The sequence below is a fragment of the Lacipirellula limnantheis genome, assembly GCF_007746075.1.
GTDB classification, from domain to species: domain Bacteria; phylum Planctomycetota; class Planctomycetia; order Pirellulales; family Lacipirellulaceae; genus Lacipirellula; species Lacipirellula limnantheis.
Map to the genome: position 1 here is coordinate 1,539,152 of NZ_CP036339.1, position 23,719 is coordinate 1,562,870.

Below are 23,719 nucleotides of genomic sequence, written 5' to 3' on the forward strand. Positions count from 1 at the left end.
CGCTACAACCGCCGGGAAACATCGGCTAGAATCGGCGGACCGCCCCTTTTCCGACAAGTTCACACAACAACGTGGAGCGTTTCATGTCTTTGCCTCGATTCTCACTGTCCACGGCGTGTCGCTTGCTGTGCTGCTTAATGCTCGTAACGATCGGCGCCCGCGTTGATGCGGCCGAGAAGCTGAAGGCGCTCATCATCGACGGGCAAAATAATCACGAATGGCAGAAGACCACGCCGCTGCTCGATCAAATGCTGCAGAAATCGGGCCGTTTCGTCGCCGACGTCGCCACGACGCCAAAGTCGGGAGAGGAGATGCAGTCGTTCCGCCCCAAGTTCTCCGACTATGACGTCGTGATCAGCAACTACAATGGCGATCGCTGGCCGCAGGAGACGGAGCAAGACTTTGTCGAGTATCTCAAGAACGGCGGCGGCTTCGTCAGCGTCCACGCGGCCGACAACGCCTTCGCGACTTGGCCCGAATACAACGAAGCAATCGGCCTCGGCGGTTGGTTCGGGCGCGACGAAAAGTCAGGCCCCTACGTCTACTACAAGGACGATGAACTGGTGCGCGACGATTCGCCCGGCCGCTGCGGCGGGCACGGCCAACAGCATGAATTCATCGTCCGCACGCGGGACGCGGCGCATCCGATCATGAAGGACATCCCGGAGCGTTGGCTCCACGCGCAGGACGAACTGTACGACACCCTCCGCGGCCCAGCAAAGAACATGACGGTCCTGGCCACGGCATACTCCGATCCGAAGACCGGCGGCACCGGCCGCGATGAACCGAGCCTGATGGTGCTCGATTTCGGCAAGGGACGCGTGTTCCACACGACGATGGGCCACGCCGACTACTCGATGGATTGCGTCGGCTTCATCACGACCCTATTGCGCGGCGCCGAGTGGGCCGCGACCGGCGAAGTGACTGTTGAAGTTCCCGATGATTTTCCGACTGCCGAGAAGTCGAGCAAGCGCGAATAAACTTTCAGGTTTTTAACACGTCGAATTCGCGTTAACCGAGGAGAACCGTTAACCAGCGCCTCGCCATTCTCGTAGAATGGAAATAGAGAACCGACGGTTCTCGGAAGGAGGCGTATCATGGCACACGAAATTTCGAGAGAGACGCTGGAGAAGCTGAAGGCGGATCGCAGTGCGGAAGCAGCCACCCTGCTAAAGGACTACCAGCGAGCCGTGCGATCCGACGAACTGGTGGTCGTGGACGAGCCTGATGGGACGAAGTCGCTCGTCGAGTTCAACGAGCAGGGCCAGTGCTGCACCCGGCCGCTGAAGCCAAAATAGGAGCGCCGCTTGAAGTCGCTGACGCGCGAGCTTTGGATGAACGTCCCGCAGCGCCGGGCCATCGTGTCGATCCATCGAGACGTGGAACGGCTCGTCGCGGAGAGCGGCATTCAAGAGGGGCTCGCGCTGATTAACGCAATGCACATCACGGCGTCTGTGTTCATCAACGACGATGAGCCGGGGCTGCACCGCGACTACGACAAGTGGCTTGAGGAGCTCGCGCCGTTCGATCCCTCACCGGAGCGGTATCACCATAATCGCACCGGCGAGGATAATGCCGATGCGCACCACAAGCGGCAGATCATGGGGCGCGAGGTCGTCGTCGCTATTACCGACGGCAAGCTCCACCTCGGGCCGTGGGAGCACATCTTCTACTACGAGTTCGACGGCCGTCGGAAGAAACGGATCCTGGTGAAGATCATCGGCGAATAGTCGTGGCGAGCGACGGCTAGCGCCGGATCAACTGCGAAAACTCAGACCGGTTCGCCGCCGCCAGCGCTTTGGGGTTCACATAGGCCCGCGCCTTGGTCTCTTCAAACGTTCCCGAACGTTGGATCAGGCCCTCGTCAAAGGCCAACTGGTCGGAGTAGCCCGGCAGCAGAACGCGGTAGTCGTACTTCACGCGCTGCGGCTGGATGCGGTTGATGTGATCGACCAGATTCGTCGTGCAATTGTTCGTGAGCGTATCGTAGAACTCGGGTCGACTGGCAAGTTGATTGGTGCGCGTCAGCACGTCCACCAACAGCATTCGCGTCTGTTCGGCCGTCGCCGTCGTGCGATAGCGGTAAACATTCTCGCCGCGAAGATTGGTGCGGACTTGCACCACGTCGCGCTCGTCGGCCAACACGTACATCAACTCAAACTGCCGCGCACTCCCCTTCCAGGCGGCGTACTCTTCGCCTTGTTCCTTGCGAGTTTCAATGCTGACCGCGAGGTATTGCGACGGTCCCTGAGGCGGCGCGAACTCAAAGCTCAGCATCGTGTGCGCGAGGCGCGGCATATTGTCGAACGGAACCATAAAGAAGTCGACGCCGCGCAATTGGCTCATGTCGTACGTGCGGTCTTCATGCTCGACGACGTATGACTCTTGATCGAGGTAGCGGCAATAGCGCACGTTGTGGGCGACGAACTGGTTGCCCTGGAACTCGACGTAGGGCAGCACGGCCTGGTCGGCTTCCCAGTTGCGATAGTTCGAAGGCGCTAGCATTTTACTCGCCGACGAGCAGCCACTAGACGCGACGAGCGCGCAGGTCAGCAGTAGTCGATCGAGTGCCATCGACGCCGAGTGGAAAGAGACCGCGACGAGAGAAGCGGCGGAGTTTAGCGAGCGGCGGCGCTTGACGGCAAGAGAGCGGTCGCGCGTGCTAGCAACGCCCTGCAAACGTCGTCCCGATCAAAAAACGCCGGTCTCGAGCGACAAATGTGAGCCTGAGCCACGAATGTCATCCTGAGGGAAGCGAAGGATCTGGCATCACATACGAGCTTCCAGTTGCTTCGCTGAGCCTACCCTGACCGGAGGGAAGGGCTCAGCATGACGGGACCAAACCGCTTATAACCGGCAATTGCTGATCGCGGTCTCGAGAATCGCGGTCGCCCCGAGTTGCTCCAGCCGCTCCATGATGTCGATCACCTCGCCTCGCTTGACCATCGCCCGCACCGCAAACCAGCCAGATTGTTCCAGGCGGTTGATCGTGGGCGAGTTGAACCCCGGAGTGATCTGCTCCGCCTCGGCGAGCTTTGCCTCCGGAACGTTGTATTCCAAAAGCGACCACGCACGCGCGATGACGACCCCTTCGAGCCGGCGGGCAACCCGATCGGCAACGTGACCGTGCGGCGTCGCCGGATTCTGCACCAGCACCGTTTCGTAGCTGCCGAGCTCGGCGAGCACATGGAGCCGGTTCGCGGCCAGCGTGCTGCCCGTTTCGACGAGGTCGACGATCGCATCCGCGACGCCCAGAGCAATCATTACCTCGACCGAGCCGGAAAGGTTGACGATGTGCGGCGTCGCCTTGTGGCCGGCCAGGAAACCGGTCGTGATCTGCGGAAAGCTGGTCGCCACGCGCTTGCCGTCCAGATCGGCGGGACGCTTCACGCCGCTGTCGTCGGGAACGCACAGGGCGAGCCGACACTTGCCGACGCCTAGCTTCAAGCGCGTCGAGACGACGGCGCCGCTCTCATTCACCAGGTCGCTGCCTGTAATGCCGAGGTCGATGGCGCCTTCGGCGCAAAGCACCGGAATATCATCCGTACGGAGAAAGGTGACGTCGATCGGCATATCGCGCACGCGCGCAAAGAGGCTGCGCTCTTGTCGGCGAAAGCTGAGGCCCGCGTCGGCCAACAACTCGGTCGAGATCTCGGAGAGGCGACCCTTGCTGGGAATGCCGATGCGGAGGTTTTCTGCCATTGCAAGTTTTGCTTTTTTGAAGACTAACCACGAAGGCACTAGGACACGAAAGAAAACACGAAGGGGAGAATAACAGAACTTCGGCGATGAATGCCATTTTTCCTTGATGCGTTCTTCGTGCCGTCGTGTCTTGGTGGTTTGTATTTAGTTCGATGGTCCGCGCGAAGCCTTCTCTTCCAACCCAGACATGCCAAAGCGGCGGCCAAGTTCGGCTTCGATTTCGTCGAGGGTGACGTCCCGTACCGCCAGCAACACCATTAGGTGGTAGATCACGTCGGCGGCTTCGCGAATCGTGTGCTCGCGGCCAGCTGCCCCGGGCTCGCCGGCGGCCTCCACGACTTCCGCCGCTTCTTCGATGACCTTCGGACCGATCTTCGCGACGCCGCCCGCCAGCAATCTGGCCGTGTAGGACTTGTCGGCTTCGCCGGCAAGTTGCCGCTGGCGAATGGTCTCTTCAAGTTGATCGAGCGGTCGCATGGCGGCGGGAGACCGTGCGGCGTCTTCCCAGTCGGGCTCGCAGACCCCACAATGGAGGGCCGCGAATGTTCAGTAATCCCGTAGTTTAAGCCGCCTCTCGGGGCGAAGCAACCGCCGTGCCCCCAGCGCTACCGGCTCTCGACTGTTGGTTTTTGACAGGCGTCACTGCCACGGGCAAGTCTCGTATCGCCCTGGCGCTCGCCGACCGACTTGGCGCCGAGATTATCTCGCTTGATTCGATGGCCATCTACCGCGGGATGGACATTGGCACCGCAAAGCCGACGCCTGAACAACAGGCCGCTGTGCCGCACCATCTGATCGATATTATCGAGCCCAGTGAAGACTACAGCGTTGCCCAGTACGTCGATGCGGCCCACGCCAAGATTGCCGAAATTCGCGGGCGCGGCCGCGAGGCGCTCTTCGTGGGCGGAACCCCTCTCTATTTGAAGGCGCTACTGCGAGGGTTGTTTGAAGGTCCGCCAGCGAATTGGGAGTTGCGCCAAGAGATCGAACGCGAGGTGGCCGAAGTGGGCAATGAAGCACTGCACGCCCGGCTGGAGCAGATCGATCCGGTCGCAGCTTCGGCGATTCATGTCCGGGATACCCGCCGGTTGATTCGGGCGCTTGAAGTCTTTCGTGCGACCGGTCTGCCCATCAGCCACCAGCAGATGGAGTTCGACGACGCCCGATCTGCTGCGGAGTGCCGCGTGTTTGTCCTGCGGCGGCCGAAACCCGAGCAAAGCGCCAGAATCAACGAGCGGGTCGAGGAGATGGCCGAGCGGGGACTCATTGAAGAGGTCGAACGGCTCACAGCGAATGGCCGGCTACTAGGCCGGACGGCGAGTCAGGCCGTCGGCTATCGCGAGGTGATCGAGTTTCTCGCCGGCCAGCGCGACCGGGCGTCGATGCTCGAGCGGATCAAGACGAGGACGCGGCAGTTTGCCAAGCGCCAAGGGGTCTGGTTTCGTAGTTTGTTGGAGTGCCGGTTCGTCGACATTGAGGGTGAGGTCGACGCCGCGGCGCTCGCCGAGCAAATCGTCGCCGCGGCGCCCCGGTCAGTGGCCGGGCCTCAATAGTCATCGGGCGTCCTACGCGTCGCGGGCGATGACGAAGCGCGCGATCTCGACGAGCATTCGCTTCGCTTCAGAATCGCGCAATGTCGAGAGTTCGGCCGCGGCCTCTTCGGCGAAGCGGACGGCGGTCCGTCGGGCTCCATCAAGCGCCCCCGACTCGTCGAGCCAATCGAGGAGCATGCCGCTGTGCGTCGCATCGGACTCTTCGAAAAGAGCCTGCAGCCGCTGAACATCGGGCTGTCCAGCTTGATCACGGAGCAGGATCAGCGGCAGCGTCATTTTGCGGTGGGCCAGATCGGTGCCGAGCGATTTGCCCGTCGATTGCTCCTCGCCCTCCAGATCGAGCAGGTCGTCGACGATCTGGAATGCCAGCCCCAACTTGCGACCGTATCCGGCGAGGCGATCAACCGTCGCGGCGTCGGCGCCGGCGTAGTGGGCCCCCAGCCGGCAGCAGCAGGCGGTCAGCTCGGCCGTCTTCGCGTCGATGATGCCCAGATACTCGTCGCGGGTGAGCCAGAAGTTGCCGCTGCTGTTGGTTTGCCGCAACTCGCCCTCGCAGACCGTGTTGGTCGACTCGCCGATCGCCCGGCAGCCAAAGGTCGTCTCCAACGTGCTGGCCATGTAGAAAGCATGCGAGAACAAGTAGTCGCCGAGCAGGACGCTCGTGTTGTTGTCCCACCGGGCATTGACGGTATCGAGATGCCGGCGGACGTCTGCTTCGTCGAGTACGTCGTCGTGCACCAGCGTCGCGGTATGCACCATCTCCACGACGGCGGCGAGCGTAAGATGTTCGGGGGTTATCTCGCCCAGCGCTCGCGCGGTGAGCAGGAGCAGGGCAGGGCGGAGCCGCTTGCCGCCGATGCGGAAGGAGTGCTGGGCGAGCTCGTCAATGAAGGGATCGGAATGCCGCAGTTCTTGCTGCAAGCGGCGATCGACGAGCGCCAGATCGGACGCAATCGGCGCGAAGAGTCGGCTCAAGGCCTGGCGTGCGTCGGCGTCGGTATGGCGAACCTGGCTCATCGATCCATTTTCCTGTTGCTGTATCCTACAATCATCGCCGGCCCCGAAGATTGGCCGCCGGTCAGGCGCCGACTTCACCGGCAGCCGGACGCGCGAACTCCCCGCTCGCGCCACCCGATTTGGCTTCTAGTTGCACCCGCTCAATCACCATCCCGCGGTCCATCGATTTGCACATATCGTACACCGTGAGGGCCGCCACGGTCACCGCCGTCAGGGCTTCCATTTCGACCCCAGTCTTGGCGGTGATTTCGACCTGGGACTCGATCCATAAACCGTCATCTCCAGCCGGGGTTAACTGGATTTCCACGGAATCGAGCGCCAGCGGATGGCACAGCGGAATGAGATCCGAAGTCCGCTTCGCGGCCATAATGCCGGCAAGCCGGGCGACTTCGCGGACGTCGCCTTTGGCGCCGGGTCCCTGGCAGATCGCCGCCAGCGTCGTCGGGAGCATGCGGACGATGCCGCTCGCTCGGGCAACCCGCCGTGTCGCGGGCTTGGCGCCGACATTGACCATGCGGCTCGCGCCGGCGTCGTCGAAATGGGAAAACTGACTCAATGCGGGGCGACCTCAGGGTCGAGGACGCTCGATCCAGATGGCGGGAGGAAAGACCGCCTTCATTCTAAGGGTTGCCGCCGGGGCGTCGAGCCTGCCGCTTGGCGGACGATTGACGCAACCCTGTCACCCCGAGGTACTCCGAGGGGTCCGCGCGGCCAACCGGCCCCCTCAACGTACCTCGGGGTGACAGGGTGCAATACTACCGCGTGTGGATTTCCAGCGTTGACGCTGGCTTGGCAGCGGTCCGTGGCTCGGCCTCGGCGGGATTGCCTCGCTTCACGATGGAGCGAACGGGCCACTCGTGGTTCACCGCGGGCCGAGCTGGCGTCGGATCGGCCTCGGGCATCGCAACCATGAGCGACGGCTTCTCGGCCGTCACCTCGGGGGCCGCCGGCATCTCAGGTTCTTCGAGCACCGGCGGCGTCACGGCTCCAACCTCATTGGTCCGCGGGCCGGTGGCGATCTTCGGTTCTTCCGGCAGCGTCAAACGCTCGATCAGCCACGGCTTCCAACCCGATTGCACGCGCGGGGCTTGTGCTTGGATGGCCGACCAGAGGGCGCCGGGAAGCGTCGCGTTAGTGAAGTCGCTCGGATCAAGGGACAGGAGCGATTCCTGCAGCGTTGGTTGTCGCGCGGCCAGCGCGGCGACGTCGATCTGCACTCGAGCCAGCTTATCGGCCTGGGCGACGAGCTCACGGATGTCGAGGTTCCAGAGGCGCGCCGTCCAGTCGTCGCCGGCAGCGGCAAGCCAGCGGCCGTCGGGAGTGAATGCCAGCGCCTTGATCGCCTTGGTCCCGCCCGTCAGGACGACGTCCTGCGGCTCAACGCCTGCCGCAGCGACCCGCCAGAGGTAGACCTTGCCCGCGGCGTCGCTTGCGGCGAGCCAGTTGCCGGCGGCGCTCATCGTGACGCCCGTCAATTGAGCATCGCCCGCGACGAGTATGCACGGCGCTGCGTCGGCTTCGCTCGACCTTAGATTCCAGACGCGCAGTCGTGAATCGTTGCCGGCGGCGACGAGGTACTGGCTGTCAGCGCTCACCACAGCCGCGCGGACGGGCCCATCAAGACCATTGAGCAGCAACGAATCGCTTGGGTCGTTGCTCGTCAGATTCCAGAGGCGGACGGCCGGTTCGCGGGCGTCGCCGCAGGTGACGAGCCACTTGCCGTCGCCGGTGAACAGCGTCGCGGTTACATGCCCATGACGGCATTGGCGCTCGACCGAAGCCGCCGCCGGGTCGCGGGAAGTGAGGTCCCACAATCGGACCGCGTCGTCGACGCCCAGCGCAAGCCAATGACTCTGCGGACTCATCGCCATCGCTTGAATCTGGCCGGCGTGGCCGGTGAGCTGCCGAGAAACGGCGCTTCCAGGACCGGCGGCGAGGTCCCACAGCTGCCCGAGGCCGGTTTCGAAGCCCCCCTCGGTCGACACGGCCGCGAGCCAACGGCCGTCGGGGCTCAAGGCCATTTTCGAAATCGGCTGACCCTTGCCGGGAAGGATGATCGGTATCTCCGCCGGCGTGCCGCCCGCGAGCTGCCACATGCAGACGGTCGCGTCGCGACTACCGGTCAGCAGGGTCGATCCATCGGCGCTGAACAGGACGCTTGTGACCGGCTTCTGGTGGACGTTCAGGGCGATCCCGGTGCGCTGCGGATGATCCGCCTGGAGATCCCAGAGTCGCGCCGTGCGATCGACGCTGCCGGTCGCGAGCCAGCGACCATCGGGGCTGACCGCCAGCGTGGTGATCGGGCCGGCGTGTCCCCGCAGCTCAATCGCATCGACGTCGTGCGACGCCGAGCAGCGGAGCAGCGCATCGCGAAGGCTTTGGTGAGCTTCGGGGAGGACGACTCCGTCTGGATCGAGCGTCGAGCGGATGGCGTCCGTTGAAACGATCACACTCCGCCATGGTTCGACGGTCGCCAATTCCTGCGACTGGGCGGCCAGGTATTTTGAGGTGACGGCGCGGACGTCGCGCTCAGCCAACAGGCGCTGGGCGTCGGCCGCCTGACGTTCGCGTTCAAGCCGCTGCTGGATCGCATTCAAGCGTTGGGCCGACTCGACCTCGCGCGACTCGGCCGTTTGTTGCTGGATGGCGAGCTCGTCGCTCGCCCGGTGGTACCCGAAGTAGCCGGACAGGAGAGCGATCGCCACGGCTGCCGAGCCGGCCACCCCGCCCGCCAGCGCCAGTTGCCGGCGGCGCGCCGCAGCCTGCTTGGCGGCGAAGTCGGGGCTCGGAAAAATCGGGCCGGGCGCTCGCCGCAACCACTCGACGACGTCGTCGCCATCCGCCGCCACCGCTGGCGCCTCGGGCAACACCTCGAGTTCGAGCACTTCAGGCCGGGCCGGCGGCAAATCGATCGTGCAGGCGAGGCCGCAGGAGTCGCAGACCACGACCTGCGGATTCGACTGCGGGTCGAACTCCATCAACTCGTTGCAGAGCGGGCAGGGACGGACGACCTGCAGCGAGAGGGTTTCCCCTTCCCGGCATCCGTGCCCCGGTTCAACGTCCTTGCGGCCTGCCATTTGTCGGCTGCTACCCATGCTGTCGCGCGATTCCGCAGGAAGCGAGTCTCCGTCACAAACGGAGCGTTCGTCACCACGATCATCGGCCACAGGGCGCCGGCGCCCACCGGAAAATGCAATCGCCCAGTAGATTCGCTAAAACCGGACCTTGCTCAGGGGTGTTCGCCAGTCAGGGAGTCGCGCAGTGCGACTTCGGTGCGGCTTGCCCGATCGCGGCGCAGCCAGAGCGCAACACGTCGCTGTAGCAACTTCAGCCCCCGGCTTCGCAACATTATGCAAACGCCATCAGATCGTTTCCTCGTCGCAAGTGGTTTCTAGCGGCCTGGATGCAGAGTTTGGCGTTCACCCAGAGGGTGACGCGCGGCAGTCGCCTCACCCAGTTGGGGAGTGGTCCGAGCCCGCCGCCGAAATTGGTGAGTTGAGCGAAGCGTTGCTCGATGTACGTCCGCTGCTTGAAGAGTGCTTGGCCATCGGCGGTCGTCAGCAGTTCGATCGACTGCAAGCGGCCGATGCTGTGGCGGCGGTGGCCCAGCGCTCGTCCCGCGCGACGCTGCGGAGCGATCAACGTCACGCCCGACCGTGCGGCGATCTCGTGCAGCGGGTTGCTGTCGTAGTTGCCGTCGGCCAGGACGCAGCCTCCGCCGACTTGCGGCAAGAGTCGCCGGGCGACCGTCTGTTCGCTCACGTTGAGCGGCTGGATTTCGCACGCCACGAGCGCATCGATCGTCCAGACGGCGTGCAGCTTGTAGCCGCGGGCCGGGCCGCCGACGCCATGCCCGCGCGTGGCGTCGGGATCCTTGCTGAAGCCTCCTACCGGCAACGGCTTACCGTCGAGGAAGCTCACCTCCGGCGGGTGCGGGCCCTGCCAGCAACGCTTCCTCAACCGCTCGATCAGTTCCACGGCCGCCGCCGTGCGGAGACGACGGCTCGCCGTCGATTGGCTCGGCAGCCGCACCTGCCATGACGACGGCCAATTCTCCGGCCGACACGCCCAACTCACCGGTCGATCGTGGATCACCGCCCAGAGATAGACGCCGACGATCCAACTGACCGAATAGACGTGTCCCGAACGATCGCTGCATAACCGCCGAGTCAAACGGTATAGTACGCTCCAGAGTTCGCGTTCCATGGCTCACCTCCTAGAAACGTGTCAGGTCTCTAGGAACAGCCTGGAACGCGGGCCTTTTTACCGTTAGCGACGCGTGCTAGCTATTGCATTATGTTGTTCGCCAGGGGGTCGGTTGCCCTGCCGGTAGGCGTCTTCCCAGTTCGTGCTACCCCCGGCGGAGCCGGGGGCTGCAAACGCGGTCTCAGCCCGCGCGGCGAATCGGGATGATCCGCTCTTCCTTGCCGCGGAGGCGGTCGGCGACCTCGGCTCGCTTGGGCGAGGCCGCGCTCTTTGGGGCGCTCAGCGAATCGATCAGCTCGGTCATCGTGAGCGACCGGTTGTCGATCTCCAACGGCGCCTCGCCTTGCGGATCGCAATAGAGGTCGACCGTCGTTTCGTCGAGTCGCAACCCGTCGAGTTCCCGCAGCAGGCCGTCCATTACTGCCTGACGCACGAGGGCGCCGCGGGTGGCCTGGGCGTCGACGCCTGCTTCGCCCATGGCGTCGAGGGCTCGTTTGGCAAGCGCGGGAAGATACTCCGTCGGAATTTCAATCGTCCGGGGGACGTAGATTTTCAGTTGCATCGTTCCCTCACGAAGTCGAAGCGGCCCGATCGCTGGGCGGTCCGCACGCCATTGAGTTTCTGAAACTGGCGGCCAACAGGCGGCGCCGGCGCTCACGAAACGGAGCGTCGCTAGTGAGTATCGGCTAAGCAGGTTGTAGGGATTGCATCGAAATCGTTGGAATCGCTGAACTGCCAGCGACGGTCGCGGCAGCGGGCCGAGGGGGACATTCTGTCGCCACCCGATTATGTCGCTCTCCGAGTCGCGAGTGATTTTTGGCGACAGAAAGTAATCGTCATTAAGTCCTTTAGTGATAACGCTTTACGGTTTTTGTCGTCGTGAATTGTGTCGCTGCTGTCGCATGGGGCTAGAGTATTTACCCCAATCTGTCGCATATCGCATTGCGTCACGGCATTGCAACAGCGGTTGCCTGTGGGAGGCGTCTCCGACGCCGATCTTGTTCACCGCCACAAGCGGTTGTGGTGATCCAACGTCGCTTCGGGGTCAGAGACCCCTCCCACAGATTATTTGGGCGAATCCGGTGTGGTGGTCAAGGGTTCAGTATATCGGCCGGGGCGGCCAATTTCAAGCGAGTTGGTGCTTGTTTACAGGGGATTCACTCGTGACGTCGGCTGCACGAGCTGTTCGGCGAGCCCAATGAGAATTCCTTCGGGGCCGCGGATGTAGCAGAGCCGGTAGACGTCGGCGTACTGGACGACTTCGCCGACGACCGTTGCGCCGAGCTTGCCGAGGCGGGCGAGCGTGTCGTCGAGATCTTCCACGGCGAACATCACGCACAGGTAGCCCAGCGCGTTCACGGGGGCGGTGCGGTGATCGGCGACGACCGGCGGGGCGTCGAAGCGGGAGAGTTCGAGCCGGCCGTGGCCGTCGGGCGTCCGCAGCATGGCGATCTCGACGCGCATGTCGGGCAGGCCAGTGATGCGATCAGCCCAATCGCCGGCGATGGGAGCGCGGCCTTCGAGTTCCATGCCGAGCTTGAGGAAGAACTCGATGGCGGCGTCGAGGTCTGCCACGACGATGCCGACGTTGTCCATGCGTTTGACGGTCATCGCGCCTCTGAAGGTAATGACAACCTTCAGTGGTGAGCCTAGAGCGAGCGCCATTATTCCTCGGGCTCAACCAGCTCGATTTCCAGATTTCGGTAGGTCAGATTCGAGTCGGCCCAGCTGTATTTTGCGCCGATCGCCACGCGACCATTCGTGACGGTGCTGAGGCCCTTGACCTCTTGATCCTCGATCACCTGAACGTCGTTGAGCCAGACGTTGACGGTATCTCCCGCGACTCGCAAGACGAATTTCGTGGTTTCGCCAGCGGGCGTGTAGGGCTGTCGGCCTGCTCGTCGCTGTTGATACGGCCCGGCTGTTACCCAGCTCGTCGCGGGGTTGAACATCATCGAGAACAGCGGAAGGCCGTCGACGTTCACGAAGACGCCGGCGTCCCAAGGTTTGTACGGGCTTTCGCCATGGACCACTTCACCGCTCAGTTGCCAATGCGATCCGAAATTGGATTGGCATTCCAGGATCACTCCGCCACTGTCGGAGACGCCGTGCAATTCGTCGTCGGGCGTACGGCGCCAGTCGCCGGCGATCACTTTCCAGCCTTGCAAATCGGTCGCTGGGATGAGCGAGAGAGGTTCGCCCTTCTGAAAGTCATCGCTCCAGTTCAATCCTTGCAACCGCGACGCTACTGGCGCGCTGATCGACGGATCGAGCCCCTGTTCCTCGAGGATGGCTTTGAGCGCGTCGACAGCCTCTGCGCGCTTGCCGTCGTCGTCGGCGGCGCGAAACGCCGCTAGAATCGCGTCGGCATGAGGGCTTGCGTGCAGGTTCACGGCTTGGATCACCTCGATTGCAGGCAGCGGAAAGCGGCTCAGTGCATCCGCGTCCAATTCGCTCTTGAGCTCGTCAAGCAGGCGTTTCGCCTCCTCCCATTGCTGGTTCAAGTAGGCGAATCCGAGCCACACCGTTTTCCACCAGACGGCGCTTTCGCTCCTCGCCTTGGTTGATGTATCCCTGGCAGATTTTACGCACGGCTTCATAGAGGCCAGGACGCTGGGCGTACCGCGAGCCGAGCGGATTTTGATTGTCCCGCATGATTCGCCAGACTGCTTCGCAGAATTCATAAGGAACGTCGGTGTCGTAGCGGTTGGTCTCCATGCATTCGACGCCAAACTGGTACATGCGGTCGTGCGAGCCGTGCCAGCGGGGCAATAATCCGTAGATCAGATGCGAGTAGGGCGTGCGGTAGTCGAGTTGAGCCTCGACGGCGCGATCAAACCACATTCTCATTTCACGTTCGGGCGACGGACTGTGACCCATCGCGACTCTCACCATCGCAGTGGGCGCTTCGGGACGCTTGGGAGCGGCTTTCCAGGCCTTCTCGAAGGCGTCGCGTGCGAGGTCCATCTGCTCGCCAAAGCCTTTCCACCCTTCCTCAGTCACATCGGACGCAAAGTTGGTGCCCCGCGACTTCCACGCGGCGTCGAGGTGGTATTCGCCGACCAGCATGTTGACGACGTAGGGCGACTTTTCTTCGTGAGCCTTGGCGGCCTCGCAGAATTGTTGCCTTCTCTCCAGCGGCAGCGACTCCGCGAATCCATTCAAATGACTGTAAAGCGTGCGACCATCGTTCGTTGCCAAGTCGTCTTGTAAGGCCGACTCCAGCGCGTGCTTCTCGCTCAGAGCGAGATACTCCTCAGCCTTTGCCGCTTGGCTGGCGTCGTTCTTGAGCGTCCGGTGGATGCGCTCCGCTGCGGCAAAGGAGCGACTCGCCGGATACCCTCGTTCGACGAGGCCGTGATAGGCCTGCTCGACGAGTTCCAATGCCCGGGCCTGTGAGGCTGCGTCGGGCTGTCCGTCCTGCAACATTGCGCCGTGGCAGTACTTCACCAGCGGGTCGTCGCAGCCTTGTTCGGCAAGCGGTTCCGCCATCGCGATCAGCTCGACCTGCGACTTGTGTCCCTTCGCTGAAGCGAAGTGCCGTGAGGCTTCCGTGAGGAATTCGATGGCCGCGTCGTCCCAGGCGTCGTCGCGACTGCCGACTTTCTTGTAGGCTTCGACGCTTGTGCGCAGATTGAAGGCGACCTGGTCCTCGATGGCGTCCTTGGAGGTCACCGCTTCGGGGCCGTTGGGAATAGGCTTACCGCCGCGTTGGGCGTCGCGGGCGGCTTGCAGCGCATCTTGGGCGAGTTGCTTACCTGCGAGCACGGCTTCGATCTCGTCGCAGAGCTTTTGCTCGAGGCCGTCGCCGTAACCAATATTCACCACCTGCACGACACCCTGCTTGTCGACGATGATCGTCATGGGAATGCTGCCGGCCTGGAAAAGCTCGCCGAGCTTAGATTCTGGATCGAGAGCGATCGGAAGTTTGAGCTTTTCCTTTTCGAGAAACTCGCGAATCTCGTCCGCGCCATCGCCCAGATTGACGGCGAAGAAGGCGACGTCGCGATCAGCGAACTTCGTCGCTACTTGATCGACGGTCGGCAGCGCCGCGATGCACGGGCCGCACCAGAGCGCCCAGAAATCGATCACCGCCACCTTCTTATCTTTGAGGTCGGCAAGCTTCTGGCCGCCTCCGTCCAGTAGCTTGAGTTCGCAGTCGGGCGCCTCCGCCCCCAATAGCGGATGGGGACCTTCGTCGCTCGGTTCCTCATCTCGCAGCGACTCGACTTGCTCAGCATCTTCGGGCACGTCGATCGCGAAGGTTTCGTCGGTGATTGCTGGTTCGAGTTCCCAGTTCGCGTAGCTCACCAACTGCTTGGGGAGTTTGGATTCAGCATCGGGCGTCTCGATTTGCAGGGTCGCTTCCATTTTCCGCGGCAACGGGTGATCCCCTTGCTCGATCCAGAGAATGATTTTCGTTCGCTGCTGGGAAACCACGATGCGATCGCAGGCAACGCCGTCGACTTGCTCGGGTTCCAAGAGGGCGATTTTCGTAGCCGACGCGGTGGCCTGTTTGTACCAGTCGCCCGTCGCGTACTGCACCACGGTGCGTCCGGCCCCCAGCAACAGTGCGGCTTCCTCCTGCAACGTCTCGTTGAACGTCTCAGGAGCGTCTCCCAGCAGATACCGCTGACCCGATGGCCAATAAGCGAACAGTTGCTTCCCATCGCAAATGACCGTTCCCTCGCTCTCGCCGCCGTCGGCTACCGTCACTGCAAGGCGATTGGGCCGTTCGATGACGACGTGACGCTTGTCGGAGCGGCTTTGCTTCTCTCCTTCTTCCGGCTGAATTTCTATCGTGTGGTCAACGTCTACCGAAAATCCTTTGAGCTCGCCAAGGTATTTCGACATCGCCTGCATGCGACTATCGGCCGTGGGGTCGATTTCCGGCTTTGACTCTTCGGCAAAGGCGACCGTCGGGCCGGCTGTGGCCAAAATTAAGGTGGCGAAGAGACTAATGGCAAGGCGTGAAGGGGATGACAAGAACATAGCTGGTTCCCGGTAAATGCTTGCGGGCAAGCGAAAAGGCTGGTGATCAGCACTGAGTAAGGACAAGTGATGCCATCAAACGCCGAAAATCGGGTTTCGACTCGAAAGGCCGAACAAGTCGAGAACTTGTTACTCCGTTTCTCGCGCGGCGGAGCATCAGCCAATGGGGACAGCATACACCGATACGCGCTGCTTCCCAACTATTTTAGGCTTTACGCTACTTGCCCGCGGCGATGATCGCGCAAGTGATCGAGGCGACGGCGGCGGAGATTTCCGACGGCTGTGCTGAGGCCAGGGCGTCCCAGTCTGCTTGGACGGCGACCGTTGGTTTGGCGGTGTGCGGGTAGATCGCGCCGGCGTGGCCTCCGCTGCGGCCGACCGGGATGATCGTGGCGCCTCGTTTGGAAGCGACTTGATGTTCGTGGGCTGTGCCGGGGCCCCCTTCGATCACCAGGTAGATGGGCGCCATTCGGCCGAGGATCTCGCGGCGCTCCTCCATGTTGCGACCGGCGAAGAGGGTGACGCCGTAGTCCCAAGGGACGCAGCCTGCGGGAAGGACGTGGAATGTGCGCTGTTCGTCGCTGCTGCAGGCTGCAAAGAAGCTGCGGCCGACGGCCTCGCCAACGCCTTCGACGCCGCCGGTGAGGAGGATGAGGCGATCGATTTTGGCTAGTTGCGCGCCGACGAGTTGGCAGGTTGTCGCGGAGTCGGGATGCCAGAAGGAGGTGCTGCCGATGACGGCGATGCGCGGGGCGGGTGGGAGTTGGGCGGTGAGGTTTGTGGCTTGTTCGTCGAAGGCGTTTTGCGTGTTGGGCTTCATCGCGACAAAGCTCCGTTTACTGCTGAAACAGTGGCTCGGGTGCGCGGTTTATACAAGAGTTGACACAGAGACGCCAAACCGATCGTTGGCTTAGCGGGTCAAATGCAAGAACTTGCTCGGCCGTTAGCTAAGCAGGGAGAAACCATCCCAACCGTAAGCCCGATAACGAGGCTGAATATTGTCCTCGCTTGGAATGCGAACGCGAATGCTAATCTTATCCAAATCACGAGGATTGTCCGCGAGTATCCGCGCGAAAAGGGACTGGTAATCATCGATGATGGAATCGGCGTATTTGAAATGGACTTGATCTGCATGAATGACTACAGCGCCACTTGCTTGTCGAATACTCTGTTCATTCATGCATCGGACTTTGTAACCAAACTCGTTTGTGTCGTGGCCAAACGAATCTCCTAGCATTTTAAGATTGCCGCAAGTCAGATAGTTGAGGCGTGCGACTATCCAACTGCCCATTTCATGCACAGAAGCCTTACGAAGCCAAGGGACGGACTGTCTGAGCTGATCTATAAATAGCGGCGATTGTTGTTCACCACTACCCATCGGCGCGAAGCCTTCCCGAAGCCGCCAATAATAGCCGTGGCTCTCGAAGTACAGAGACATACTCATCGTATCAGCCGCCCAAGTCCCTGCTCTTAAATTGTGTTTATGCGGAAAGCCGACTGGCCATTGTAACTGCTCGAGGGACTTATGCTAAATGTTGTTAGGCATCGTCGGAGCGAGCGTTCGCCCTCATCCCCAGCCCTTCTCCCTCGGGAGAAGGGAGCTAGATTGCGCGCGGGGCGGTCCGCTCCGATAAATCTTAACTCTTCTCTGTCCGTATCCTGCTTCTCTCTCCCTGCGGGAGAGGGGCTGGGGGTGAGGGCGTCCTTATATCGGGTGCCACTCGCCGCGGCGAGTGAGAAGCGCCGGCTAAAGTCGTCTGCCGTCTGGCTGGCAAGAGGCCTGGAGGTGGCACCCCGCTTGTACTCAGTGGGAGAGGTCGTCATTAGCTATGGCTCGGGCGGTTTGCTCGCGGCCTAGCCATGCCCCCAGCGCCATCCAGGCGCCGACGAGCGGCAGGATGGCGATCGCTGCGGCGCTCGCCGAGAATCTTCCCAGCGCGTCGACGACGTTCGAGGCGGCGACGTCGCTGCCGCGGAAGACGACCGTGTCGATGAAGGCTTTGGATTCGTACTTTTCGGTGCGACTCACCACGGTGAACAGCACCTGCTGGGCGGGAACGAGCAGGCCGTAGCCGATGATTTCTTGGACGACTTTGGCGACCATCAGCGGCCAGAGGGTGGCGTCGAACGACAGCCAGGCGAACAGGCCGACGATGACGCTGCAGGCGATGGCGAGCGTGGCGCCGACGCCGGCGAGTCGCATCAGCGCGGCGGCGAGGACCGCTTGGAAGGCGAGCGTGCCGGTTTGCGAGTAGAAGTTCATTGCCGAGAACAATTGCGTGCGCTCGGCGACCGCGAGTCCTTCCTCGCGCAGCGTGTGCTGGAAGTTGTTGTAGACGAACGTCGCGGCGAATTTGCCGATGGCGGTGAAGGCGCAGATCATCAGCAGGTAGCGTGACGACAGCACGGTGCGGAGGCCGGCGAGGAGGGAGCCGCTGGACTTGTCGGAGGCGTCTCCGACGCCGATTCCGCGCACCACTTCAGTTGGCTGCGGCCCGCCAACCGGCTTCGGGGTCGGAGGCCCCTCCCGCAAAGATTCTTTCGAAGACTCGTCGCGCGAGGCGACGCGCAGCACGAGCCAGGCCATCACGATCGCCAGTTCGAGGGCGCCGATCGCGACAACCATCAGCCACTCGACGCCCAAACGCTGCGCGGCGACGTGGCCGACGAGCGAGGCGACGATCGAGCCGACAGTGCCGGCCGCGGCCATGACGCCGAACCAGCTTTTCCCCTCCTCGGCGGAGAAGAGGTCGGCCATCACGCTCCAGAAGACGGCGACGACGTAGAGGTTGAAGACGCTCACCCAGACGAAGAAGGCGTTGCGCAGCCACTCCGTGTCGCCGTAGCCACGGGCGAGCAAGAGGGCAAATACGACGAGGCAGGCCACGAAAAACTGATAGACGCCGAACACGAGCTGCCGCCGCGTCGTGCGGGCGACGATGCGCCAGTAGAGGGGGAGGGCGGCGGAGGCGGCGAGGAAGGTGGCGAGATAAAGGGGGCCGAAGAGGCGCGTCTCGGTGGCGAGCGCGTCGCGGACGGGTTTGAGGATGTAGTAGGAGAAGAGGACGAGAAAGAACCAGAGGGCGGAAACAAATAGTCGCGGCGTCATAGGGTCATATCATACAGGCGCAACGCGATTCGCAAACCTAGGTCGCACGGTGCTCAGCAACGGCAGAGAGTGGCGACGTTCTCTAGAATTCGAAATGAGATGCGACGGCGAGTTTTTCGAAGACATCGTCGACTAGGCTCAATTCATCGGCATTGACTTCGTCGCCTTGAGCATTGCCGCGCAGGGTTAAGTCGCTTGCTTCCGCGTGGGTTGGGGACAGTAGCCCAATCGGTGAGCGGCTGGCGCCGAGGGCGTGGTGTGATGGCGTGGCCGCGGCATTGGTTTTCGAGCGAACCGCATTTGTTTGCAGCGAGACGGCTCGCGTGGAGAGGCCCTCGCCGGCTAGCCAGAACCAGTCTAGAGTCGTCGCCGGGCGTGCGATGGCGGACGGCGTCTTTTCATCTTCGCTGCTTGTGAGCGTCGGCGCCGCCATCACCGACGTTGCGAACGCCACGTTTGATTCGACGGCAGCGGCCGTGGCGGCTCCGCTCATGCCGAACTGGGTTTTCCAGACGGTCAAATCGGCGGCGTCGACGTCGCCATCGTTATCAGCGTCGCCCTGTGCTTTCGTCGCGTTGGGCGTGCTGCCGAAATTGCGTTGCCAGGCGAGGAAGTCGCGGCCGTCGACGCGGCTGTCGACGTTGAAGTCGGCGGAGGGGGCGACGCTGGCGACGCCTTCATAGGCGCCGACGTCGATTCTGCCGTTGAGCACGCGCGCGAACGACGCTCCGCGTTGATCGAAGTTGGGGGGAGGCAAATAACCTGGCGTTCCCGCGTCGATGGCTGGACTGCCGGGCAACAGCGCCATCGTCGGGGTCGGGCCGCCATTGTTTTGGAGCGGCCCGAGTTTTGGATCGCCCGTGTTGACGACAGATCCGGCGAAGCCGCTAAAGGTGCGAATCAGATTGTTGCCGCCGGCGGTCGCGTTGGTTCCGAAATCATCAGCCGCGCCGGTGAAGTCCTCAACGGCCGTATCGGATCCCTGGCCGATGATGGTGTCGGTGATGTTGGCGGCGGCGGTAGTCGACTCGGTGGTCGGGGTCGTCGAGTCGCCGAAATTGAAGATGCCACGGCCCCCTTGAGCTGCCGTATTGCTGGAGATCGTGCTGCTGGAGATGGTGATCGTGCCGTTGTGATTGAAGGCGGCGCCGCCGACGCCGGAGCCGTTCGCCCCGCCGCTCCCGAACGTGCCGCTGCCCCCCGAGCCGCCGAGGGCCATGTTGGCGGCGAGCGTGCTATTGCTAATGAAGACAACACCGGCTTCATTGAAGATGGCGCCTCCCATGCCGCCGCCGCCGTTGCCGCCGGCGCCCCCGCCGCTTGGGCCGCCGCTATTGCCGCCGGCGCCGCCGCCGAAGCCACCGGCGCCGCCAACGCCGGCAAACGAGGAAGCGTAGCCGCCTCCTCCTCCGCCGCCGCCATACCCGCCGTTGCCGCCGGCATAGCCGCCGGAAGTGCTGCCGTCGCTCGCCCCTCCGCCAGCCCCGCCGCCGAAGCCGCCGTCACCGCCAACGGAGCTACCGCCTGCGCCGCCGTTAGGGCCGCCGCCAGCGCTGCCGTTGTTGTTAGCGATGTTCGCCCCCTTGCCGTTCAGACCGCCGCCGCCGGAACCGCCGTTGCCAGTCAAGTTGTCGTCGTACGCGCCGCCGGCGCCCCCTTGGGCGATGTTGCCAGTGAGCGTGCTGTTGAGGATCTGGAGCGTGCCTTGGTTGAAGATTGCTCCCCCCAGGCCAGCGCTGCCGCCTCCGCCGCCGCCCCAAGAGAAATCGCCGCCGGCGAAGCCTCGAGCCGTTCCGCCGGTGAGCGTCAAATTCTGCAGCGTGAGATTGCCGGCGCTGGTGACGTCGAAGAGCCGCATCGTCGTGCCGGCTGCCGAGAGCGTGACCCCGCTGTTGCCGATGGGACCGTTGACGACGATGTTGCTTGTGACCGGCAGCGCCGTGGGACCGACTCGGTTGGAGCCGATGGTCGCGAGGGTAATCGTTTTGCCGTTCACATTGCCGGCGAAGTTAATCGTATTGATCAGGCCGCCGACGAGCGTGACGTTGGCCTTTTCGCTGGCGGAGAGGTCGTCGTACGAGCGCGAGCCATTAGCCAATTCAATCGCCTCGCGCAGCGACAGCGTGGCGGCGACGCTTGTTTCGTCCAGTTCAGCGTTGACGAGCATGCTGGCGACAAAGCGGAACTCGAAGGCGCCGACGTCGACGTTCGTCGGATCGCGCGGCGCTCCGCGCTGGTCGATGCCTGGCACGCCATTTCCGACTTGCTGATCAATTCCGGCATTGACGGCGGGACTGCCGCTAGGGAGAGCCATGGTCTGCGTCAGTCCGCCATTCTCTTGCAACGGACCAAGTTGAGGATCGGCCGTGCTGACGATGCCGCCGAGAAAGCCGGACTGCGAGCGGATCAAGTTGCCGGCGCCGGCGCTCGAATGGGCGCCGCCGGCAGCCACGGCCGTAAAGTCCTCGACGGCATAGACGCCCGACTGGGCGACAATGGCATTTTTGAGGTTCGTCGCGGCGGAAGCCGTATGAGCGATGCTGAAAATGCCGCTGCCGGCTTTGATCAGCGTCGAGCCGTCGCCTTGAGTGACCGAGTTCGCGGCGATGGTGGTATTGGCGACCGTGATCGTGCCATTGCGATTGAAGAGGGCGCCGCCCAACCCCTGGCCGGCCGAACCGTTGCGGCTAGCCTGAATGCCCGTGCCGCCGGCGCCGCCGATGGCGGCGTTGCCAGTGAACGTCGAGTTGACGATGTTGACGGTGCCAGCCTCGTTGTAGATCGCGCCTCCCATGCCGGCCCCGCCGCCGCCGGCACCGCTCTCCGATTCGAAGCTGGCGCCGCCGCCGGCGCTGCCCGCGCCTCCGCCATAGCCGGCGGCCCCGCCGCTGCCGCTGTGATCGGCTCCCCCCCCTCCTCCGCCGCCGAACCCGCCGGCGCCGCCAGCGCCTTGGTAGGTTCCGCCTCCACCTCCTCCGCCGCCAAGATTGCCGTTGCCCCCTTTGCCGCCCAGGATCGAGGGATTGAGGCCCGCACCGCCGCCGCCGCCGCCGCTACCGAGAAAGCTGCCGTTGCTACCGGCGCCCCCGCCTGACGATCCGCCATTGCCGCCGCCCGTGCCGCCGCCGAATCCGCCGCCGTTCGAGGCGGCGCCCGCGCCGACGGAAGCCAGACCGCCGCCTCCGCTGCCGCCGCCGCCGTTCCGGTCGGCTTGATACGATCCGCCGGCGCCTCCCACCGCGCTGTTGCCTGCGAAGGTACAGGCCTCGATCGTCAGCGACCCCTGATTGAAGATGGCTCCGCCCATGCCGGCGCTGCCGCCGCCGCCGCCGCTCAGCCGCGAGCTGCCGCCCGCCATCCCCTGCGCAACGCCGTCGGCGAGCGTCAGCCCCTTCAACGTCAGGTTACTGCCGACGTCAACGTAGAAGAAACGGAACGCCGCGCCGCTGCGGGCGATATTGACCCCCTGCGACAGTCCGGACTGACCGTCGATGACCAACGTCGTATTGTTTTTGATCTGAAAAGCGGTTGCGCCAACGTTTGCTGCAAACGGATTAATAAAGTCGCCAGGCAGCGTGATCGTGTCGCCGTCGAGGTCAGGAGAGAATTGGATGACGTCGTTGCCGGTGCCGCCATTGGCGTGGTTGACGCTGGACACGACCGCGTAGGCCAGCGATCCCACGCCAAATTCGGCGTCGTTGGTGACCATCAGGACGGCCAGCAGCAGCCGGTCTTCAAGCCGAACGACTTGCGGCGCGTACTTGCGATTCGAACGGCGGCGCGCGTTGCCGCGGCGGCCGGTACGCAAGACCTGCAGCTGGGGAGCGGACAACTGTTGCAGCCAATTCTTCAAGTCCATGATGCAGCTTTTTTTCAGGCGTGAGGTCGATTGCCGACCTGAGCAGTGGGGAAGAAGTCATGGCGGCGACAGCGCAGCGCCGCCCAATTTGTGCGACCAGTCTGCGCCGCGAACAAGGCTTTCGCCTTGTGCTTTCATCAACAAGTAGTCTGCGCCGGCTCAAAAGAAGCGGCGTGCCCACCATGAGTGGAGAAGTAGGCGAATATTAATGCGCGCCGGAAGCCTTCCAATTCAGGCCGCGTAAATCGACGAGCCGCTCAACTGATCTCAGAGACGAATGTTGGCGGTAGGGCAGGCCCATTCTGGGGCCGGCGGGCTATCGAAGTCAACGAGAATCAAGGAAAAGTAACGTCCATAAGGGGGCCGACGCCGCGTCGTCCTTCAGCGTCGGCCGCTAACGGGCGAAACAGGCAACAAAAAAGGCCCCGTCGATTGGAAAATCGACGGGGCCTCTTTGAGCGGGGATCGCTGCGGCGAAGACGGGAGGTCTCGCGTCGCAGCGGACAGTTGAATCTTTCAACCGCCCCTATTTTTTATCTATAACCGCGAGCATTCTCGAGCGTCACGGGTTTCGCGCTCGTCATGGGAGCGTTTGGGGCGCTCCTGAAGTCATTCGCTTCTGCACGCAAGTCAGGGGGAGGTCAGCGTTAGACCAGCTCTTTCTTGGCGCCAACCAGCGTCCGGAGGCGTTCGGCCAGCAACGCGGCGTCGAACGGCTTCTTGAACGTTTCGTTGATGCTCGAGCGATCGAAGCTCGCCGTGGAGCCGTCGTCCGGCAGCAGGGCGATCAGGATCGTCTCGGCGAAGTCGCTGGAGCGCCGCAGATTTTGGCAAATCTGCAGGGCTTCGACCTGACCGATGGAGAAATCGACGACGATGCAGTCGGGGTGGAAGCTCTCGGCTTGGATGCCGGCTTCGAACCCGCTCGCGGCGGTATTCGTGCGGAAAGAACGTTCGAGCGGCAGCTCGCGCTTGAGGTTCTCGATCAGCACTTGGTCCTGCGCGACGATGAGCACTTTGGCCATCGCCTCGTCCTCAAGGTCGCCCAGCGGCATGCCGTGCTCCTTGAGGAACCGGATCAGGTACTCGCGGGGGATCCGCCGGTCTTGCGAACCGGGGATGCGGTAGCCCTTGAGACGACCCGAATCGAACCACTTGCTGACCGTGCGCGGGGCCACCTTACAGATCTTAGCGACCTGACCAGTAGTAAAGACCTTCATCACGGGTACTCCAAAATTGACTTGCGTGAACGCTCACTCGCGGCCCACGCTCCCAACGAGC

20 protein-coding genes are annotated in these 23,719 nt (G+C 63.1%); 4 read left to right on the forward strand and 16 right to left on the reverse strand.

Translation table 11 applies throughout. The annotated features are described in order from the left end of the window. The first annotated feature begins 83 nt into the window (after positions 1–83). The 3 genes from I41_RS05900 (at position 84) to I41_RS05910 (ending at position 1,730) form a co-directional block, all read left to right on the forward strand. On the forward strand, positions 84–980 hold the full coding sequence (locus I41_RS05900) for a ThuA domain-containing protein (protein ID WP_246133814.1): 897 nt from the start codon (positions 84–86) through the stop codon (positions 978–980). Between the two features lie 117 nt (positions 981–1,097). After that, positions 1,098–1,298, forward strand: coding sequence for a hypothetical protein (locus I41_RS05905; RefSeq protein WP_145431666.1), 201 nt, complete (start codon positions 1,098–1,100; stop codon positions 1,296–1,298). 9 nt (positions 1,299–1,307) lie between these two features. Then, complete coding sequence (locus tag I41_RS05910; protein WP_145431667.1) at positions 1,308–1,730, forward strand: secondary thiamine-phosphate synthase enzyme YjbQ; 423 nt, start codon at positions 1,308–1,310, stop codon at positions 1,728–1,730. Between the two features lie 16 nt (positions 1,731–1,746). On the opposite strand, the gene I41_RS05915 is transcribed toward I41_RS05910, so the two are convergent. The 3 genes from I41_RS05915 to hisE all read right to left on the reverse strand — a co-directional run bounded on the left by I41_RS05915 (position 1,747) and on the right by hisE (position 4,179). Further along, a complete protein-coding gene (locus I41_RS05915; RefSeq protein WP_168206720.1) occupies positions 1,747–2,505 on the reverse strand; it encodes an Lnb N-terminal periplasmic domain-containing protein in 759 nt (252 codons plus the stop codon). A gap of 342 nt (positions 2,506–2,847) precedes the next feature. Continuing rightward, entirely contained in the window at positions 2,848–3,702 is an 855-nt protein-coding gene (hisG, locus tag I41_RS05920; protein WP_145431669.1) for an ATP phosphoribosyltransferase, read from the reverse strand. Positions 3,703–3,846: 144 nt separating this feature from the next. Continuing rightward, the gene (hisE, locus tag I41_RS05925; protein ID WP_145431670.1) at positions 3,847–4,179 is read right to left on the reverse strand and encodes a phosphoribosyl-ATP diphosphatase; all 333 of its coding nucleotides are present in this window, start codon (positions 4,177–4,179) and stop codon (positions 3,847–3,849) included. Between the two features lie 116 nt (positions 4,180–4,295). Here hisE and miaA point away from each other — a divergent pair, with 116 nt between their 5' ends. Then, positions 4,296–5,255, forward strand: coding sequence for a tRNA (adenosine(37)-N6)-dimethylallyltransferase MiaA (miaA, locus tag I41_RS05930; protein WP_145431671.1), 960 nt, complete (start codon positions 4,296–4,298; stop codon positions 5,253–5,255). Positions 5,256–5,267: 12 nt separating this feature from the next. On the opposite strand, the gene I41_RS05935 is transcribed toward miaA, so the two are convergent. From I41_RS05935 to I41_RS05995, 13 genes are all read right to left on the reverse strand, one after another. After that, positions 5,268–6,272: a polyprenyl synthetase family protein gene (locus I41_RS05935; protein WP_145431672.1), complete on the reverse strand. Its 1,005-nt coding sequence runs from the start codon at positions 6,270–6,272 to the stop codon at positions 5,268–5,270. Positions 6,273–6,333: 61 nt separating this feature from the next. Continuing rightward, positions 6,334–6,828 (reverse strand): cyclic pyranopterin monophosphate synthase MoaC, encoded by a 495-nt coding sequence (gene moaC, locus I41_RS05940; RefSeq protein WP_145431673.1) that lies wholly within the window; start codon positions 6,826–6,828, stop codon positions 6,334–6,336. A gap of 199 nt (positions 6,829–7,027) precedes the next feature. Further along, positions 7,028–9,349, reverse strand: coding sequence for a WD40 repeat domain-containing protein (locus tag I41_RS05945; protein ID WP_168206721.1), 2,322 nt, complete (start codon positions 9,347–9,349; stop codon positions 7,028–7,030). Positions 9,350–9,620: 271 nt separating this feature from the next. Beyond that, the gene (locus I41_RS05950) at positions 9,621–10,478 is read right to left on the reverse strand and encodes a transposase (protein ID WP_145429803.1); all 858 of its coding nucleotides are present in this window, start codon (positions 10,476–10,478) and stop codon (positions 9,621–9,623) included. Positions 10,479–10,659: 181 nt separating this feature from the next. Then, positions 10,660–11,040, reverse strand: coding sequence for a hypothetical protein (locus I41_RS05955; protein ID WP_145431675.1), 381 nt, complete (start codon positions 11,038–11,040; stop codon positions 10,660–10,662). A 584-nt stretch (positions 11,041–11,624) separates the two neighbouring features. Next, entirely contained in the window at positions 11,625–12,089 is a 465-nt protein-coding gene (locus I41_RS05960; RefSeq protein ID WP_145431676.1) for a VOC family protein, read from the reverse strand. Between the two features lie 53 nt (positions 12,090–12,142). Next, positions 12,143–12,982 (reverse strand): family 16 glycoside hydrolase, encoded by an 840-nt coding sequence (locus tag I41_RS05965; protein ID WP_168206722.1) that lies wholly within the window; start codon positions 12,980–12,982, stop codon positions 12,143–12,145. Beyond that, positions 12,945–15,470 carry a DUF2092 domain-containing protein gene (locus tag I41_RS05970; RefSeq protein WP_145431678.1) on the reverse strand — a complete coding sequence of 842 codons (2,526 nt, stop codon included), beginning with the start codon at positions 15,468–15,470 and terminating at the stop codon, positions 12,945–12,947. Before I41_RS05970 ends, I41_RS05965 begins: the two co-directional genes overlap by 38 nt. 217 nt (positions 15,471–15,687) lie before the next feature. Further along, entirely contained in the window at positions 15,688–16,290 is a 603-nt protein-coding gene (locus tag I41_RS05975) for an SLOG cluster 4 domain-containing protein (RefSeq protein WP_145431679.1), read from the reverse strand. Between the two features lie 123 nt (positions 16,291–16,413). Beyond that, a complete protein-coding gene (locus tag I41_RS05980) occupies positions 16,414–16,908 on the reverse strand; it encodes a hypothetical protein (RefSeq protein WP_145431680.1) in 495 nt (164 codons plus the stop codon). A gap of 366 nt (positions 16,909–17,274) precedes the next feature. Beyond that, a complete protein-coding gene (locus I41_RS05985; RefSeq protein ID WP_145431681.1) occupies positions 17,275–18,579 on the reverse strand; it encodes an NTP/NDP exchange transporter in 1,305 nt (434 codons plus the stop codon). Positions 18,580–18,661: 82 nt separating this feature from the next. After that, entirely contained in the window at positions 18,662–22,438 is a 3,777-nt protein-coding gene (locus I41_RS28225) for a choice-of-anchor Q domain-containing protein (RefSeq protein WP_168206723.1), read from the reverse strand. Positions 22,439–23,085: 647 nt separating this feature from the next. Further along, positions 23,086–23,658, reverse strand: a complete 573-nt coding sequence (locus I41_RS05995) for a helix-turn-helix domain-containing protein (RefSeq protein ID WP_145431682.1) — start codon at positions 23,656–23,658, stop codon at positions 23,086–23,088. Positions 23,659–23,719 lie beyond the last annotated feature (61 nt).